The organism is Wolbachia endosymbiont (group A) of Chalcis sispes, from assembly GCF_964026765.1.
In the GTDB taxonomy this organism is placed as follows: Bacteria; Pseudomonadota; Alphaproteobacteria; order Rickettsiales; family Anaplasmataceae; genus Wolbachia; species Wolbachia pipientis.
In genome coordinates, this window is the sequence record NZ_OZ034697.1 from 1,135,229 (window position 1) to 1,151,323 (window position 16,095).

Annotated in this window: 19 protein-coding genes, 1 tRNA gene and 1 pseudogene; 13 read left to right on the forward strand and 8 right to left on the reverse strand. The window is 34.4% G+C overall.

Annotated elements, in window-relative coordinates; translation table 11 throughout:
- The first annotated feature begins 208 nt into the window (after positions 1-208).
- The 5 genes from AAGD72_RS05705 (at position 209) to AAGD72_RS05725 (ending at position 2,696) form a co-directional block, all read left to right on the forward strand.
- Entirely contained in the window at positions 209-352 is a 144-nt protein-coding gene (locus AAGD72_RS05705; RefSeq protein WP_341814770.1) for a hypothetical protein, read from the forward strand.
- A gap of 64 nt (positions 353-416) precedes the next feature.
- Positions 417-1,373: an IS5 family transposase gene (locus tag AAGD72_RS05710; protein ID WP_341814569.1), complete on the forward strand. Its 957-nt coding sequence runs from the start codon at positions 417-419 to the stop codon at positions 1,371-1,373.
- A gap of 328 nt (positions 1,374-1,701) precedes the next feature.
- On the forward strand, positions 1,702-2,037 hold the full coding sequence (gene cutA / locus AAGD72_RS05715) for a divalent-cation tolerance protein CutA (RefSeq protein ID WP_015589221.1): 336 nt from the start codon (positions 1,702-1,704) through the stop codon (positions 2,035-2,037).
- Positions 2,028-2,102 (forward strand) — tRNA-Gln (locus AAGD72_RS05720). The genes cutA and AAGD72_RS05720 overlap by 10 nt, the downstream gene beginning before the upstream one ends.
- 135 nt (positions 2,103-2,237) lie before the next feature.
- Entirely contained in the window at positions 2,238-2,696 is a 459-nt protein-coding gene (locus tag AAGD72_RS05725; protein ID WP_341814771.1) for a hypothetical protein, read from the forward strand.
- Positions 2,697-2,711: 15 nt separating this feature from the next.
- Here the strand turns inward: AAGD72_RS05725 and AAGD72_RS05730 are convergent, their stop codons facing one another.
- Entirely contained in the window at positions 2,712-2,999 is a 288-nt protein-coding gene (locus AAGD72_RS05730; protein WP_010962862.1) for a hypothetical protein, read from the reverse strand.
- A gap of 391 nt (positions 3,000-3,390) precedes the next feature.
- On the opposite strand from AAGD72_RS05730, the gene AAGD72_RS05735 reads away from it, so the two are divergent.
- A protein-coding gene (locus AAGD72_RS05735; RefSeq protein WP_341814578.1) for an IS5 family transposase occupies positions 3,391-4,180 on the forward strand; the annotation gives its coding sequence in 2 pieces (ribosomal slippage) (positions 3,391-3,651 and positions 3,653-4,180; 789 coding nt in all).
- 6 nt (positions 4,181-4,186) lie between these two features.
- Here the strand turns inward: AAGD72_RS05735 and AAGD72_RS05740 are convergent.
- The 3 genes and pseudogenes from AAGD72_RS05740 to AAGD72_RS05750 form a co-directional block, all read right to left on the reverse strand.
- A pseudogene (locus tag AAGD72_RS05740) lies at positions 4,187-4,679 on the reverse strand (IS5 family transposase); the annotation flags it as partial.
- A gap of 36 nt (positions 4,680-4,715) precedes the next feature.
- A complete protein-coding gene (locus AAGD72_RS05745) occupies positions 4,716-5,609 on the reverse strand; it encodes an IS5 family transposase (RefSeq protein WP_341814772.1) in 894 nt (297 codons plus the stop codon).
- A gap of 71 nt (positions 5,610-5,680) precedes the next feature.
- Entirely contained in the window at positions 5,681-5,845 is a 165-nt protein-coding gene (locus AAGD72_RS05750) for a hypothetical protein (protein WP_341814773.1), read from the reverse strand.
- 139 nt (positions 5,846-5,984) lie between these two features.
- Here AAGD72_RS05750 and AAGD72_RS05755 point away from each other — a divergent pair, with 139 nt between their 5' ends.
- A complete protein-coding gene (locus tag AAGD72_RS05755; RefSeq protein ID WP_215401836.1) occupies positions 5,985-6,161 on the forward strand; it encodes a hypothetical protein in 177 nt (58 codons plus the stop codon).
- Positions 6,162-6,452: 291 nt separating this feature from the next.
- On the opposite strand, the gene recG is transcribed toward AAGD72_RS05755, so the two are convergent.
- Complete coding sequence (gene recG / locus AAGD72_RS05760) at positions 6,453-8,474, reverse strand: ATP-dependent DNA helicase RecG (protein ID WP_341814774.1); 2,022 nt, start codon at positions 8,472-8,474, stop codon at positions 6,453-6,455.
- A gap of 298 nt (positions 8,475-8,772) precedes the next feature.
- Between recG and AAGD72_RS05765 the strand changes: the two genes are divergently transcribed.
- Positions 8,773-9,729 (forward strand): hypothetical protein, encoded by a 957-nt coding sequence (locus AAGD72_RS05765; protein WP_341814775.1) that lies wholly within the window; start codon positions 8,773-8,775, stop codon positions 9,727-9,729.
- Between the two features lie 3 nt (positions 9,730-9,732).
- Here AAGD72_RS05765 and miaA read toward each other — a convergent pair whose 3' ends face one another.
- Complete coding sequence (gene miaA / locus AAGD72_RS05770; protein ID WP_341814776.1) at positions 9,733-10,626, reverse strand: tRNA (adenosine(37)-N6)-dimethylallyltransferase MiaA; 894 nt, start codon at positions 10,624-10,626, stop codon at positions 9,733-9,735.
- A gap of 75 nt (positions 10,627-10,701) precedes the next feature.
- Here miaA and AAGD72_RS05775 point away from each other — a divergent pair, with 75 nt between their 5' ends.
- From AAGD72_RS05775 to AAGD72_RS05795, 5 genes are all read left to right on the forward strand, one after another.
- Positions 10,702-11,172, forward strand: a complete 471-nt coding sequence (locus AAGD72_RS05775; protein ID WP_010082479.1) for a hypothetical protein — start codon at positions 10,702-10,704, stop codon at positions 11,170-11,172.
- A 118-nt stretch (positions 11,173-11,290) separates the two neighbouring features.
- Positions 11,291-11,878, forward strand: coding sequence for an L-threonylcarbamoyladenylate synthase (locus AAGD72_RS05780; protein WP_006280292.1), 588 nt, complete (start codon positions 11,291-11,293; stop codon positions 11,876-11,878).
- A gap of 17 nt (positions 11,879-11,895) precedes the next feature.
- Complete coding sequence (locus AAGD72_RS05785) at positions 11,896-12,717, forward strand: AAA family ATPase (protein ID WP_151807995.1); 822 nt, start codon at positions 11,896-11,898, stop codon at positions 12,715-12,717.
- Positions 12,718-12,790: 73 nt separating this feature from the next.
- Positions 12,791-13,585, forward strand: a complete 795-nt coding sequence (locus AAGD72_RS05790) for a hypothetical protein (RefSeq protein WP_341814777.1) — start codon at positions 12,791-12,793, stop codon at positions 13,583-13,585.
- 59 nt (positions 13,586-13,644) lie between these two features.
- Positions 13,645-14,307, forward strand: a complete 663-nt coding sequence (locus AAGD72_RS05795) for a hypothetical protein (protein WP_006280401.1) — start codon at positions 13,645-13,647, stop codon at positions 14,305-14,307.
- On the opposite strand, the gene AAGD72_RS05800 is transcribed toward AAGD72_RS05795, so the two are convergent.
- Together AAGD72_RS05800 and AAGD72_RS05805 are read right to left on the reverse strand one after the other, a co-directional pair.
- Positions 14,304-15,800 (reverse strand): proton-conducting transporter membrane subunit, encoded by a 1,497-nt coding sequence (locus tag AAGD72_RS05800; RefSeq protein ID WP_341815142.1) that lies wholly within the window; start codon positions 15,798-15,800, stop codon positions 14,304-14,306. The two genes, AAGD72_RS05795 and AAGD72_RS05800, sit on opposite strands and share 4 nt — an antisense overlap.
- 106 nt (positions 15,801-15,906) lie before the next feature.
- Complete coding sequence (locus AAGD72_RS05805) at positions 15,907-16,092, reverse strand: hypothetical protein (protein ID WP_265040751.1); 186 nt, start codon at positions 16,090-16,092, stop codon at positions 15,907-15,909.
- Positions 16,093-16,095 lie beyond the last annotated feature (3 nt).

The window sequence follows — 16,095 nt, forward strand, 5'->3', positions numbered from 1 at the left end:
TACTGCCTTTTTTACTCATACTACCTTTAAACTTATTGGTATACATCATTATCCCATAAAATCTATCTTTTTTCCTTAACTTAATGGCAGTGAGACGAGGTTATCGTCATGCCGCCACGAACCGTCATACCGCGATTCATTCGCGGTATCTCTTAGCCGCTAACAAGTAGCTGGATGACGATTGTCAGGGTGTAATCCCAGTGTCCCTATGATGTCATCCCAGTGCCCAGACACTGGGATCCAGGAAAGTTTGCTTGTAAGCAAGCAAACTAGCACAGAAAGTGGTTACAACATTTTCGATGAGATTATATGGAAAACTGGATCCCAGTGGGCTTTGTTGCATAGCAACTGAAAAAATCTGGTGGCTACTGACAAAATTCATTATAAAATAGCCATTTAACCTTGAAAGAAAAAATATGCCACAAAAAATGAGGGTCAGTAACCATAGCGAATATAACAAATTTCTAGAAAAAAGAGGAAATATTTTTCATTATATCAACGAAGCCATAGAAAAGTGGTACGAGAATGGTCCAAAAATACCAGGTGGCAACAATATTTATAGCGATAAAGTTGTAATTTTGGTGCACATAATAACTTGTTTATTTAGAATAGGCCTGAGGCAAACAGTTGGGTTTATAGCAGGATACCTTGAGCAAATTGGGAAAAATTTGCAAGTTATCAGCTATTCACAATCATCAAGAAGGTTTAAGAAACTTAATATTAAGATCAATGATTGCAGAATTGATAAAAATAATATGGAAGATATCGAAATTGCTATAGACAGTACAGGAATTAGTATATACAACAACACTCCTGGTCATAGCAAGGAAAATAGCGAAGATAGAAAGTATCGCAGCTATGAACAGACAAGAAAATTGCATGTAATGTTGAATACAAACAGCAAAAAAGCCATAGCTGTAAAATACAGTAATGGTGTCTACTCTGATCACTATGGAGCTTGTGATTTGCTAAAAGAAGTCGATTTTCAGTATGTCATAAAAGTACTATATGCAGATAGGGCATATGATAGAGAAAAGCTCTATAAGCTGTGTAATCAATATGGTATAAAAACGAAAATTCCTCCGAAAAACAACGCAGCAGAGCATCCAAAATTGGATTATATGCTTGATAGAAATGCCGCTATTCAGTTAATGAAATTACATGGTGAGAATGGTATAAAAAGATGGAAAGAAGAAGTAAATTACGGAAAAAGATCGTATATTGAAGGATTTTTCTCAAGGTTGAAGCGAATATTTGGGTTTAGTTTTAGGAGCAAATCTGAGATTAATCGTGAGAAGGAACTACTTGTTAAATGCTATTTGCTCAATAAGTTCACTGATATTGGTATGGCTAAATTTGAGATAGCTTCATAAATTTATTGTGCGTTACCTACTATCCGAAGAGCGATGCAACAAAGCCCACTGGGATCCAGGAAAGTTTGCTTGTTTACAAGCAAACTAGCATAGAAAGTGGTTACAACGTTTTCGATGAGATTATATGGAAAACTGGATTCCAGTGTCAAGCACTGGAATGACATCACAGGGGCACTGGGATGACACCTTTACGTTTGAGGCAAACTAGCTATAACACTTAACATACTACCTTTGCAAACAAATGTTCATACAGTACGCGCTGGCGTTATTTTCTCTTGATGAATAAACCTCGGTAGAGTATAGTAGCAGTGCGTTTATATAGATTCTAATGAGTAGTTTAGTTTTGATTTATACAACTTTTTCAAATTTTGAAGAAGCTAAAACTATTTCTGAAGAATTGTTAAACGAGAAATTAATTGTATGTGTAAATATATTTCCCGAAGTGAATTCTCTGTATTTATGGGAAGGTAAAATTAGTAATAGTTGTGAAGTAGTAGCAATTATGAAAAGCAAAAATGATCAAGTTGATAAAATTGTAGAAAAAATTGAAGCAATGCATTCTTATGATCAGCCAGCTATTGCTGTGATGCCCATAGAAAAAGCAAATAAATCTTTTACTAATTGGGCTAATAGTGTTATTGATGTAAGTAGTATTGGGGTGTAGCCAAGTGGTAAGGCAGCGGTTTTTGATACCGCCACGCGAAGGTTCGAATCCTTCCACCCCAGCCATATTGAAGTGGGTGTGAAATGATATCACTTTTCTATAAATTAAGATTATTGAATTATATATTAGGTAGTCTAAAAGATATAATTGTGAAACTGTTTCTCTTCACAATGTATCTTTACACATTCAGCATTGTGCTCATGTTTCTCAGCAATGGTTTTTGGTATGCTGTAGAATTTTGCTCTTTCAAAAATGCGTTTTACCGTTTGTTTCAATATTGCAAGTGGTATTATGAAAATAGGGAAGATCTCGGTTACGGAATTTCTATTCGAATATTAGTGGCGTTTCTTACTCCGCATTTTCTCTATAAATTATTACTTGGCACAGGCTGGAAGTCCTTTTTAAAGGAAAAGATAATACAGATACTCAACACAAGAAGAAAAAAGGGTAGTGAGTTCAGTAACAGTAGCAAACCAAGTGGCAGTAATTATAGTGATAAGAATAATTACAGCAATAACAGTGGTAACAATGAGCGTCAAGCTCAAGATGCAAAGCGAAAAGTAAACATGATAAAGCAGCTATTAATCAAAGATATAGAGGCAACTATAGATAGGAGATTGAATTATATTTTTTTCGGTAAAAGGAGTAAACCTCATTAAGTATATAAAAAGGCTTTATCTAGTAAGGCTTTTTAAGGTTGGCTGTATTTTATTTTTTACGTATACCGGATCACAATCAGCCAATATACATGTGTGCACAAAATCTTGACTAAAGTCTGACAACCAAGAAATTGCCTTACGTTTTTCTACCAAGCTTTCTGTTTTTTTACAGTTACTTGCTGCATCAATCATTGCCTGCGCTATTACTGATTTCCACAGCAAATAATACCTTTGTATATCATCTGACGTACTATTTGTTTCATAGTGGTTAAAAAATTCTTTAAAATTGAAGTTGTTTGACATAATGATACCTCTTTGGATTGAAATTTGAAATGATTTGAGTTTATGTCGCCACAGCAGATTCCGCTAACAAGCAGCGGGATGACGGTTGTCAGGCCAGCGCCCCTATGATGTCATTCAAGTAGCTGACACTGGTTCCTTTATGACGGCAGTGCCCCTATGGTGTCATCCCAGTGCTTGACACTGGGATGGCTTTGTTGCATCGCTCTTCGGATAGTAGGTAACGCACAATAAATTTATGAAGCTATCTCAAATTTAGCCATACCAATATCAGTGAACTTATTGAGCAAATAGCATTTAACAAGTAGTTCCTTCTCACGATTAATCTCAGAACCTGTTTAAAATCTCGGAGAGATGAGGTAAAATAGTGGTAGATTAAGAATGAGGTATATCTATGCGTAAAAATTATCCAAGTGATATAAGTCGAGAGCAATTTGAAAAAATCAGACCAATACTAGAGAGTAGCAGGAAGAAAACGAGACCAAGAAAACTTGATTTGTATGATGTATTTCGTACAGTGTTATACGTCCTAAAAAGTGGTTGCCAGTGGAGAATGTTGCCAAAAGATTTTCCAAGGTGGGAAAGCGTATATTACTATTTTCAAATGTGGAATAAAAAGAATGGAGAAGAACCAAGTTTGTTGGAATTAGTTTTAAAAAAAATTGGTTGGAGAGATCCGTATCAACAATGGTCGGAAAGAGAAAACTAGCTTCTGTATAATTGATGCTCAAAGTGTTAAAAACACAGATACTGCTGAAAAAAAGGGCTATGATGCAGGTAAAAAGATTTCAGGCATAAAGCGTCATATTGCAGTTGATACTCAAGGTCTACCACATGCAATTTATGTAACAACAGCAGAAGTAACTGATCGTAGTAGCGCTGTAAGAATGGTTGAAAATGCTAAAGATACCCTTTCTGAAGTCAAAAATATATTGGTTGATGCAGGCTACACAGGAAAAATTTTTGCAACCCAAATAAAAGATATTATTGGTGCAACTGTTGAGGTAATAAAGCGCAGTGAATTACATTCTTTTGTTGTATTGCCAAAGAGATGGGTTGTTGAGCGTTCTTTTGCTTGGTTAGAAAAGTGTAGACGGCTATGGAAAAATTGCGAACGTAAACTCAATACCAGCTTGCAAATGATTGTCCTTTCCTTCATTTCTCTCCTATTACGAAGATTTTAAACAGGTTCTTACAGCGCTACTACGATCAGTTACTTCTGCTGTTGTTACATAAATTGCATGTGGTAGACCTTGAGTATCAACTGCAATATGACGCTTTATGCCTGAAATCTTTTTACCTGCATCATAGCCCTTTTTTTCAGCAGTATCTGTGTTTTTAACACTTTGAGCATCAATTATACAGAAGCTAGTTTTCTCTTTCCGACCATTGTTGATACGGATCTCTCCAACCAATTTTTTTTAAAACTAATTCCAACAAACTTGGTTCTTCTCCATTCTTTTTATTCCACATTTGAAAATAGTAATATACGCTTTCCCACCTTGGAAAATCTTTTGGCAACATTCTCCACTGGCAACCACTTTTTAGGACGTATAACACTGTACGAAATACATCATACAAATCAAGTTTTCTTGGTCTCGTTTTCTTCCTGCTACTCTCTAGTATTGGTCTGATTTTTTCAAATTGCTCTCGACTCATATCACTTGGATAATTTTTACGCATAGATATACCTCATTCTTAATCTACCACTATTTTACCTTATCTCTCCGAGATTTTAAACAGGTTCTCAGATTTGCTCCTAAAACTAAACCCAAATATTCGCTTCAACCTTGAGAAAAATCCTTCAATATACGATCTTTTTCCGTAATTTACTTCTTCTTTCCATCTTTTTATACCATTCTCACCATGTAATTTCATTAACTGAATAGCGGCATTTCTATCAAGCATATAATCCAATTTTGGATGCTCTGCTGCGTTGTTTTTCGGAGGAATTTTCGTTTTTATACCATATTGATTACACAGCTTATAGAGCTTTTCTCTATCATATGCCCTATCTGCATATAGTACTTTTATGACATACTGAAAATCGACTTCTTTTAGCAAATCACAAGCTCCATAGTGATCAGAGTAGACACCATTACTGTATTTTACAGCTATGGCTTTTTTGCTGTTTGTATTCAACATTACATGCAATTTTCTTGTCTGTTCATAGCTGCGATACTTTCTATCTTCGCTATTTTCCTTGCTATGACCAGGAGTGTTGTTGTATATACTAATTCCTGTACTGTCTATAGCAATTTCGATATCTTCCATATTATTTTTATCAATTCTGCAATCATTGATCTTAATATTAAGTTTCTTAAACCTTCTTGATGATTGTGAATAGCTGATAACTTGCAAATTTTTCCCAATTTGCTCAAGGTATCCTGCTATAAACCCAACTGTTTGCCTCAGGCCTATTCTAAATAAACAAGTTATTATGTGCACCAAAATTACAACTTTATCGCTATAAATATTGTTGCCACCTGGTATTTTTGGACCATTCTCGTACCACTTTTCTATGGCTTCGTTGATATAATGAAAAATATTTCCTCTTTTTTCTAGAAATTTGTTATATTCGCTATGGTTACTGACCCTCATTTTTTGTGGCATATTTTTTCTTTCAAGGTTAAATGGCTATTTTATAATGAATTTTGTCAGTAGCCACCAGATTTTTTCAGTTGCTATGCAACAAAGCCCACTGGGATCCAGGAATTTTGATTGGACACTGGGTTGGTAAGCATAAAAGTGTTATGTAAAATACAACGTTCTTGATGGGATTGCATGAAATGCTGGATCCCAGTGTCTGGGCACTGGGATGACACCATAGGAGGCTGCTTGGATGACAAAAAAAGGAGCACTGGAATGACAGCAATCTACGTCATACCGCGATTCATTCGCGGTATCTCAGCCGCTAACAAGAGATCCCGCTAACAAGCAGCGGGATGACGGTTGTCGTTTAGCCATAAACATTAAGAAATTTACCAAATGAAAAAAAAGGCAAAAGAAGCCCTGAGGTTATTATCCGCTTTAAAATATTGGCGTTTTTTATGTTTTAAACGCTTGACAAGCGAGATTCAGCCGCTTTTAATTGCAACTAACTTACGCTGCAAATGTTTAAGAAATTTACTAAGCAGAAAAAAAGACAAAGAATCCCCAAGTTAGCTAGTCTTTTACTATCTCTGTCGAGTATTGGCATTTTTTGATGTCTTGTAACGCTTTATAAGCGCGTTCAGCTTATTTAGATAAAAATCTAGATGTAGATGAAGTTTTGTAAAGACATACAGTATCTATATACTGCAAAAAATTGAACATAAGACGCCGATACATTAAGTAATCCTTACCTTTTAATCTGCAGATTGGCGAAAGCAAATACAATAGCTTCAGTTTCATGATAAGGGGGCTGGCGAGGTTTGTCAAGGAAGTTTTTTCGTTTCTGCGGGCTACCTGGTTTTCCTACTGAAATTTTGAAAAATGTAATCTACTCCTATATTCAAATATATCAAGCAGTAATTCAAAATCAGCCATTGCGCCTTTTGCGTTATTATACGCGAGATTGAGCAGCTCTTTGTCCTGATATAAATCAGCAAATTTAAATTCCATACATCCTGATTGTTTTGTGCCTAAAATATCTCCACTGCCTCTTAGCATCATATCCCTTTCAGCAATGTAAAATCCATCTTGTGACTCACACATGATCTTTAACTTTGAAGATGAGCTTTTACTTAAATTATCGTATAATAATACACAAAAAGATGGCTTGTTTCCTCGCCCTACTCTGCCTCTTAACTGATGCAATTGTGATAACCCAAATTGCTCTGCATTTTCTATAATCATGATGGTTGCATCTGGCACATCTATACCAACTTCTATCACAGTGGTTGCAACAAGCAGAGAAAATTCATTCCTTTTGAAGGAAAACATAACTTGATCTTTCTGCTCCTGAGTCAATTTTCCGTGTATTATCCCGACTTTATCAAGAAATGTTTTTTGTAATTCCTGAAAACGCATCTCTGCTGCAGCAATATTGGTCTCTTCGTTTTCTTCTATATATGGACAAATCCAATATGCTTTTTCGCCCCTGTTTATAGCACCTTTTAGCTTTTCAATAACATCTGGCATCCTACTAATGTTCATAGTTACAGTTTTTATTGGCAATCTGGATTTTGGTTTTTCTTTCAAAATTGAACATTCAACATCACCATACATAGCTTGCTGCAAGGTTCTTGGAATGGGAGTTGCAGTAACGAAAAGTATATCGGCATTTTCTCCTTTTCCTACCAAGCGATTTCTCTGCATCACTCCAAATCGCTGTTGCTCGTCTATGACTGCAAGCCCTAAATTTTTAAATGTAACGTTAGCTTGAAATAGTGCATGAGTGCCAATCACTATATTTAAAACACCACTTGCAAGTTCGTTCATGATAATCTTTCTTTCCTTGCGCGAAGTTTTACCAGTAAGCAGCGCAACTTTTATATCGGTACAGGATAAAACTTCCTCAATCCAATTATAATGTTGCTCCGCCAAGATAGTAGTCGGTGCCATTAGAGCTGCCTGCATGTTGTTTTCTACCACATTTATCATCGCAAAAAGTGCAACTACGGTTTTGCCACTACCAACATCACCTTGCAGCAAGCTTATCATGCGATACTTGGATTTTTGTCTCTCTGAGATCTCATCTATTGCACGAGTTTGATCATTTGTTAATTGAAACGACAATTCATTTAAAACTTGCTCTTTGTATTTACTCAATATTATAAATTCTCTTCCCCTTTCTTTCACATGATTTTTTCTTGCAAGTTTCAGCGCTAGCTGATACGCAAACAATTCATCATAAGCAAGCCTTTTTCTACAAACCTCAGCTTCCGCCAATGAGCTTGGTCTGTGCAACTTTATGATGCTTTCCCTCCAACTTAACCATTTTTTTTGCTTGATTAATGTATCATCTATCCACTCTGGTAAATCAGGCAATTCCTTTAGATTAGAGCTTATTATGTTCCCAATGCGCTTATTGGTAATGCCACGGCATAATTGGTAAACTGGCTCTATGCAAGCTATTTTTTTAAATTGGTTGATGTCAAGCGACACGTAATCTGGATGAGTAATTTGCCAATGTTCAGCAAATTTTTCGAGTTTGCCACTGATGATCACATTCGCTCCAATTGGAAATAGTTTATATAAATACTTAACTGAGTAATTAAAAAAGACTATGAATATATACTGACTCTCACTTTCAACGACTATTTTATATGGTCTACCTCTAAAAGTGGGCGACTGATGCTCATAAACTTTTGCAATGAAAGTTGTAAATTCTCCAACTCGAGCATCAGATAGTAACTTGCTTCTATCCACATAACTAAGTGGCTTATAAAACAGCAGATCCACCACCTTGTCCCCACCACAAAGTTTAGGCAATATTGCGGAATGGAACTTAGGTATATTCTCCAGCCTGCTATTTAGAAAAATCTGATTGCTCATTGAGATTCATACATGTGTAAAACTGTTATAGAGCCTTTTTAAAATCTTGTCACCTTATGGTCAGGTATGCACTATAGCTAGCACAGCTCTCTAACGTCATACCGCGATTCATTCGCGGTATCTCAGCCGCTAACACGTAACGGAATGACGAATTTGTTGTTTTTAAAATCGTCGGTAAGCCTAAGTTACCCCTAACTATATTTGCTGTCATAGAACTTGCGTTTATATAAAGTATTTTATTGACTTATTAATCATTTTCATGTATTATTATACAGTAGTCTATATTGAGGTACTAATAATGAGTAGCCCTATATCAGAAGAAAAGGAAAATCCAATAGTTACACTAAGAGCTCAAGCAGAAAAGTTTGATTTTAGTAAGTTAAGAGCTGATGAAAAGGATATCTCAGCGAACTCTGGTAAACAGATGTATGAGGATTTTGACAGAATGAATTTTGTTATTAACAAGAAAAATATAGACACAATTTTGATTAAAGCACTAATAAATAGAGATAAAGAAGAATTTGACAAATTTTGGGAAAAGTATTGCGAAGGTCTGAAGGTTTCTAATGATAAAGAAACTGATCGGTATAAAGAGGAAGTTGAAAAATTCTACAATATAGGTAAAGGATATACTAACCTATTACCGAAAGAAGAAGATGAAAATAAGAGTTATCGTGCGTTTGCAAAAGAAGTTTTTAAGGAAATATTTAAATATGCTGAAGCTCAAGTTCCAAGTGATTCTATTTTGGAAGAACTGGTTATCAATTGTAATCAAGCAGGGTACGTAGGTGCATTATACGCTGAAGATAAACCTCTTTTTCATGTAGCTATGGCATATGAGTTAGTTTTCGGTTCTAGTCATACAACACATATTAATTGTAGTGATCCAAGTCATGCAACAATCAGAATTGAAGAAAAAATTGCAGTTTGCACTTTAGCAAAATCAGAAGAAGAATTATGTAAATTGGATAGCTCGCTAGAATTCACACTTAAGTCTCAAGGTGATAAAAATGTAACATATGAAGATGGTAAATTGTCACTTACTGTTCCTAAGAGACTGAAGGACTATAATATAGGTGATAAAAACTTGTTTGACGTTATAAAAGAGTGTTTTCAGAAATTTTGCGAGAGGCTTGGATTTTTTAAAATAAAAATAGAGCATGGCTTGGATAAGCCACCAAAAGTGAACAGCCATCTGGAAAATATGGAACCGCCCATTCATAGCAATGAGTATGGAAATACACCTAGAAACTAACAATTAAAATATTTCAAGCGCTGTTAGCTCATTTGCACAATCAATGACTTCAGAACTTGGGAACTGGTTTTTAAACCAAGTATACTGGCGTTTTGCGTAGTGTCTTGTGTTTGTTTGAGCAATCTGTATCGCTTCGTCTAAAGTAATCTCACCTTTCAAATACTTTACAATTTCTGGCACTCCATGTGCTTTCATAGCTGGCAAATGTGGGGCTAGGTTCATGCTAAGTAGCTTTTTTACTTCATCAATTGCTCCATTTTCAATCATTGTAATGAAACGAGAATTTATTTTTCGGTATACATCTTCACGTTTATGCAGAATTGTATATATCTTAAAATTATTGAATAAAGGAGGCTGTCTATTCTCTTGCCATACAAAAATTGACTTGCCAGTTTCAGTGATAACTTCAAGTGCCCTTGAAAGGCGGTGCGAGTCATTCATGAACACTTTACCTTGAATCCTTGGATCTTTGCTTAGCGCTAATTTGTAAAACTCCTCTTTACTTAAATTTTTCCTTAATTCGCTTACATTTTTCCTCACTTCCTGACTTATTTGTGGCATTGATGATAAGCCTTTGATTAAACTGCTGATGTAAAGCCCGCTTCCTCCAGTGATGATAGGTATTTGAGCATTTTCTAATGCGTGATTAACTTCTTTTTCTAAATCTTCTAACCATAGACCCACGGAATAATTTTCTTTTGCTGAAACATAACCATATAGTTTATAAAATACTTCTTGCTTTGGTGGTTGAGCAGTAATTATGGGAATTTCTTCATATACCTGCTTTGAATCACAATTTATTATACTAATGTTTCCATATTTTTCTATCAGGTTATCGCATAATTCTGATTTACCTGAGGCCGTAATTCCTGTAATAATTACTATATTATTTTTCATTTATATTAATTTAATTAACATATGATAAAGTGTAGTAAAAGTTTGGATTCTACAATCTAAAGTTTGGAGATTTTTATGGCAGAAAACAACGACAATAATTCATTTACTAAGCGTTTCACAAACAGGACTCCTGGCGGTACAGGGGAAGGTTTTTCCAGTAAGTATTCGTCTCAAAACACCAAAGAACGGGCATTAGGGGAAAAAGGAAAAATTTCTGAATTAGCAGGCAAAAAAACCGAATCCAAGGAAGCTTTTTCTGAAAGTGGCGGCATAAAAAGTAAAAGCAGAACTGTCAATGAAAGATCTTTTGCTGATGCAACAAAAAGAAGTAGGTCAGATCTTATATACTTAGTCCGTGGTAAAGATCGTGGAAAATCAGCGTGGCATTATGTATTAGTTGATAAAGAGAAAAGAGAAATGTTTCTAGCAAAAAGCAGAACTGGCTCTATAGATGTTGCAGACTATGGAGAGATTTTGTATTCAGGATGGGGAGAGGATCCACCACAGGCAATAATTGATAAAGTCAATGAAGAGTTTGGGTTGTAGCAAATCTGCATAACAAATGGTAAGCTGCGTTGCATTACGTTTACAAAAACTAGCAGTTACTATATAAGATACAGTGCAACAAAACTGATCTAGTTGTTATGAATAAGTTTTTAGCTATATGGTATCTAAAATAATAAATGCAATACAGAACAATTTATTAGTGTGTTTTCCAACAGAAACAGTGTATGCTCTTGCTTGTAATGCACTAGATAATGAATCTATAGGAAAAATATATCAGATAAAGAAACGCTCTCAAAATAAACCACTGTCTATATTTGTTAGTGATATTTACAATTTGACAAAAATAGCAAAGGTAAAGGAAAGATATATTGATTTAATAAACCACTTTTCTCCTGGACCAATTACCTATATTTTACCACTTAAAAACAACAACATATTGCCAAACGAATTCTTTAAAGATAGTATAGGTATCAGAATTCCTGAGCATCCTATTGCAATTTCAATACTAAACAAACTGAAAGTTCCAATAGTTGCAACTAGTACAAATATTTCAGGAAAAGAAAGTGTATGTAAGGCAAACGATATACCACAATCCATTAAGCAACATTTATCTGTAGTGATTGAAGATGACGAACTAGTTTCTGGTATAGAATCTACTATTATTGACTTAACCGAAGATAAGATTAAGGTTTTAAGGGAAGGTGCAATTTCATTACAAACAGTAAACAACGCATTTTCAAACTAAAATCTATAGGAGAAAGAATGAAAAAAGTAATAGGCCACAACCAAGCCAAAAAAAAAATAATGAACAACTTATCTGTTCAGTCTTGGCTGATCTGTGGTAAAAAAGGTATAGGAAAAGCAACACTTGCAAAATCCTTCTCCAATTGGTTACTCATAAAAAACTATAATGAAGTAGCATTGGACTTACACATTGTTGAAGGTGATACTATCGGAATAGAAAAAGTCAGAGAAATGAAAAACTTTCTACACTTAAGTCCCATTCAATCAGAACACAAAATAGCTATAATAGATAGCTTAGAGGCAATGACTAATAACGCTAAAAACGCAATATTGAAAATATTAGAAGAGCCGCCAAAAAATTCTAAGATATTTATAATTAGCCATAAGCCATATGATATACAAACCACTATCTTGTGTAGGTGCTTTCAGCTAAATTTACTCCCATTAACTTATGATGAAACAAAGCAAGTTGCTTCATCTCAATGTAAATTTGATAATCAAACGTTTGACGAAATGATTACTTTATTTCCTGGAATGCCAGGAATGATAATAAATACAATAAGTAGTGATGCTTATGAAGCATACAAATGCTTTTATAAATTTCTTCATGATTTAAAGAATCCCAATATGATTAATAAAGTCATTAATAGCGAAATCGAACTAGAACTAGCATCATATATAATTCAGGCCTTCATTTTAGAAAGCATAAAGAGAGAGGTAAATGGTGTTGAAATTCTGCTAAGTCAGTGGAAAAAAATAGATGAACTTTTCGTTGCCGCAAAGCAACTCCACTTAGATAAAAAGCATGTTTTAGCTAATGTAGTTAATATCATGACATAAGTTTACAAAGTATAATACTTTTAACATAAATTCATGATAAAATCCTGTTAATTTAATACTTGAAGTATATAATTTGACTGATAATAAATTAACTGTATGGCAATCAATAGAAGTTTTGACGAAAGCCATACTGAACATGCAGAAAGAATTGAGTTCAATCAAGAATATAGCTTTAGACCAGGACGTCACCTTAGAAAAAGGAAAGGAGTTGTTAAGCGGCATTTATGAAGCAAATTTTAAGCTAAACAAGGCAATCAATATAGCCACTTTGCCAAAAATTGGCTATCATATGCTAAATGGTGAGCTTGTTGTACGTAATCATATTATGGAAGAGGAAGTAAAGATTCCTAGAGATTTTCATTACCTTAAAGTCGTTAAATCCGATCATGATAATTATAAATTAACGTTTTGTAATTTTTTAGGTAATGAGTTTTTTGAATATAAAAAGTATGATCCACAATATTCTGGCGTTTCAGATGAATATAAATTTGTGGATTTTGGTAGTGTAAAAAAGACTCATAATCTAAAATTTAAGGAATATGTTGGTCATGCACCTAAGTTTTTTGCTGCGGAAGGGCCTATTGAGCCTGGATCTCAAAACCATGCAATTGATCTATTTAGGCTAGTCAAAGATGGTAAAGGTAGCAAAGTGGGAACCCTCGCTGATGAATTTGGTTATTTTGATGATCAAAATAAATTACATTATTATAATTATCACAAAAGTGCTGAAAGTAATACTTATGATCCTGAAAATTTCAGTGTAAAAATGATAAATATAGATGTGAGCAAAATCGATAAATTCTACCTCATTGCAGAACAAGGTGATATAATCATTCATCCTATTTGGGAAAATTTAGACATATTTTAAAGTTTTTTTAGAGTATCTAAGCTTATTGTTATTATAATTGGGTCTGGTAGCATTGTGTTATGGAAGATAAATTGCTTGAATCAGTAAAAAACAAAAGTTATTTCAGTAAAGCAGTCGAATGGTACTGCCATAGGTATCTGTTTTGTGTAGCAGAAAGATCTTGGATGGCATTAATAGTATCGCTTCTCCTAGTATGCTTATGTTTATTAACATTAAACATATACCTGTTATTTCCTGTTAAAAAAGATTTAAATTTTGTGAAGTATATGAACCACACAGAAGATGAGTTCTCTGCAATGCATAAGCTTAGTTTCAGTAAAAAGGAAGATGAATACACTTCCACAGCGAGGTACTTAATAAGTAAATACATTGAAATATACGAGTCCATTAAGACCGTTGAACCGAAGTACCAAGAAAATTTTATAAGAAACAATTCTATACATAAAATCTATCAAGGCTTTCAGGAAAAAACGAATAATGAAGCTGGTAATTTGTCTTTATCTAAAAGAAAAATCGCCAACATAAATGTAATAACATTATCTATTGATCGATCGACCAAGGACTTAGTTACATTTGCTGGAAATGCTACTGTAGTTTTTACAACCGAGCAAAATAAGGAGGATACTGTGGAGATTAGCTTCACTTTGTCGAATATAAAAGCAACTCTGGCTGGTATAATACCATTTAAATTTATTGTTAATGGTTATAAATACAGATTTTAAAATATTACTTGGTAGCTAAGAAAAATAACCAAAGTGCACATAGCAGTAATAACTGGAGGTAAAACTAGAAGAATTGGTGTTTTTTTAATAAAGTAATTCTGAGAAGGTTTTAAGAAAAAGGCGTTGTAAATTATCGGTAAAAAGTACAGAGCGTTGAGTATAGTACTAACAATTAACACTAGAGTTACAAACACAGAAAGTATTACATTGCCAGAGTTGAAAACAGCTTGAAAAATGAGAAATTTACCCCAAAAAGTCGGAGCAGGCGGCACCCCTATCATAGACAATGCACCTATAGCAAATGCTGTCATGCTAATTGGCATACTGCGTCCTATACCGTAAATCTTATCTATATATTTCTCACCTGCTCTCGTTATTATTGCTCCGGCAACGAAAAACAAAGTGATTTTTGCAAATGCGTGGCAAACTAATTGAAAAATTGCAACCCTCATGCTGAGATCACTAAAAATTGAAGCGAATAATATAATATACGACAATTGAGAGATGGTAGAGTAAGCAAGCAACTTCTTTAATTCTTTTTGCTTTAGTGCAATCAATGATGCAGTAATAATAGTAAATCCAGCAGCGTACGGAAGCCACCCTCCAGCAAACCAATTTTGCTGCACAAAACGTTGCATGTTATCGACGCCGAAAGTGTATAATATAACTTTTATGATGATGAAAACTCCGGATTTCACAACAGCAACAGCATGCAGTAGTGCGCTTACAGGAGTTGGTGCAACCATTGCTTTTGGTAACCAAAAATGCATTGGCATTAATGCAGCTTTTCCTATTCCGTAAATCAGCATAGCAAAACACGCTGCAATGAAAGTGATGAGTGAAGTATCAAATTTGAATATTCCACCGCTTACAAAGTCTAAAGTATGAAATTCATTATATAAAAGGCCTATTGCAGGAAAAAACAATACCAAAGAAGAGAAAAATAGCACGCCAAAGTAATAGCGTCCTGCAATCATTGATTCATTTGTTGAGTTGTAAGTAACCAGAGGGTATGTACTAATAGTTAGAAGCTCATAAAAGACAAATGTAGTGAGCAAGTCTCCAGAAAAAGCAATAAACATTGCACAGCTAATCGATATTGAAAAAAAGCATAGAAAACTTGAGTGATTGCTATCAGCATAGTTATTCTGCATATAACATATTGCATATATACTGGTCAGCACCCATAAAAACGATATTAATAAACTGAATATTACTCCGGTAGACTCTAGCTTTAAACTAATGTGCAAATTATTACCAAAATCCATGAGAATAAATTGAGAATAATCATCATATACCCAATATAAAGTGCACAGACACGTATACGTAAACAGAAGTACAGAAGAAGTGACAGTAATACTATTGTTCACTCCGGGCCATTTACCAGTAAAAAAAATAGCTAACCCACTCAAAAGTGGAATCAATGCAGTAATTAATAAATAATTCTCGGTAATTGAAAATGGTAAGGAAAGAGACGTTAAAACACAGTCCATTAAATAATTCATCTTTTTGTTTAGGTAAAGCTAGAATTATACTAAAATCATAGAAAAACCGCTATGTTTTTTTAGTTGTTTGTGTATGCTATAGCTATACTGCGATTCATTCCACAACTGTACGAACATTTGTTTTTGTTAAACACAACAAAGATGTCATCCCAGTGCCCTGACTACTTGGATCCAGGAAAGTTTGCTTGTGAGCAAGCAAACTAGCATAGAAAAACGTTTTCGATGAGATTGCAGAAAGCCAGTGTCTGGGCACTGGGATGACAAAGGAGGACAGTGTCAAGCA

Coding starts and splice junctions, on each gene's coding strand:
- AAGD72_RS05775 (WP_010082479.1), top strand. CDS start 10,702: ATGGCAGAAAACAACGACAATAATTCATTTACTAAGCGTTTCACAAAC.
- AAGD72_RS05710 (WP_341814569.1), top strand. CDS start 417: ATGCCACAAAAAATGAGGGTCAGTAACCATAGCGAATATAACAAATTT.
- AAGD72_RS05795 (WP_006280401.1), top strand. CDS start 13,645: ATGGAAGATAAATTGCTTGAATCAGTAAAAAACAAAAGTTATTTCAGT.
- AAGD72_RS05800 (WP_341815142.1), bottom strand. CDS start 15,800: ATGGACTGTGTTTTAACGTCTCTTTCCTTACCATTTTCAATTACCGAG.
- AAGD72_RS05780 (WP_006280292.1), top strand. CDS start 11,291: ATGGTATCTAAAATAATAAATGCAATACAGAACAATTTATTAGTGTGT.
- AAGD72_RS05785 (WP_151807995.1), top strand. CDS start 11,896: ATGAAAAAAGTAATAGGCCACAACCAAGCCAAAAAAAAAATAATGAAC.
- AAGD72_RS05765 (WP_341814775.1), top strand. CDS start 8,773: ATGAGTAGCCCTATATCAGAAGAAAAGGAAAATCCAATAGTTACACTA.
- AAGD72_RS05730 (WP_010962862.1), bottom strand. CDS start 2,999: ATGTCAAACAACTTCAATTTTAAAGAATTTTTTAACCACTATGAAACA.
- recG (WP_341814774.1), bottom strand. CDS start 8,474: ATGAGCAATCAGATTTTTCTAAATAGCAGGCTGGAGAATATACCTAAG.
- miaA (WP_341814776.1), bottom strand. CDS start 10,626: ATGAAAAATAATATAGTAATTATTACAGGAATTACGGCCTCAGGTAAA.
- cutA (WP_015589221.1), top strand. CDS start 1,702: ATGAGTAGTTTAGTTTTGATTTATACAACTTTTTCAAATTTTGAAGAA.
- AAGD72_RS05725 (WP_341814771.1), top strand. CDS start 2,238: ATGTTTCTCAGCAATGGTTTTTGGTATGCTGTAGAATTTTGCTCTTTC.
- AAGD72_RS05745 (WP_341814772.1), bottom strand. CDS start 5,609: ATGCCACAAAAAATGAGGGTCAGTAACCATAGCGAATATAACAAATTT.
- AAGD72_RS05755 (WP_215401836.1), top strand. CDS start 5,985: ATGAAAAAAAAGGCAAAAGAAGCCCTGAGGTTATTATCCGCTTTAAAA.
- AAGD72_RS05705 (WP_341814770.1), top strand. CDS start 209: ATGATGTCATCCCAGTGCCCAGACACTGGGATCCAGGAAAGTTTGCTT.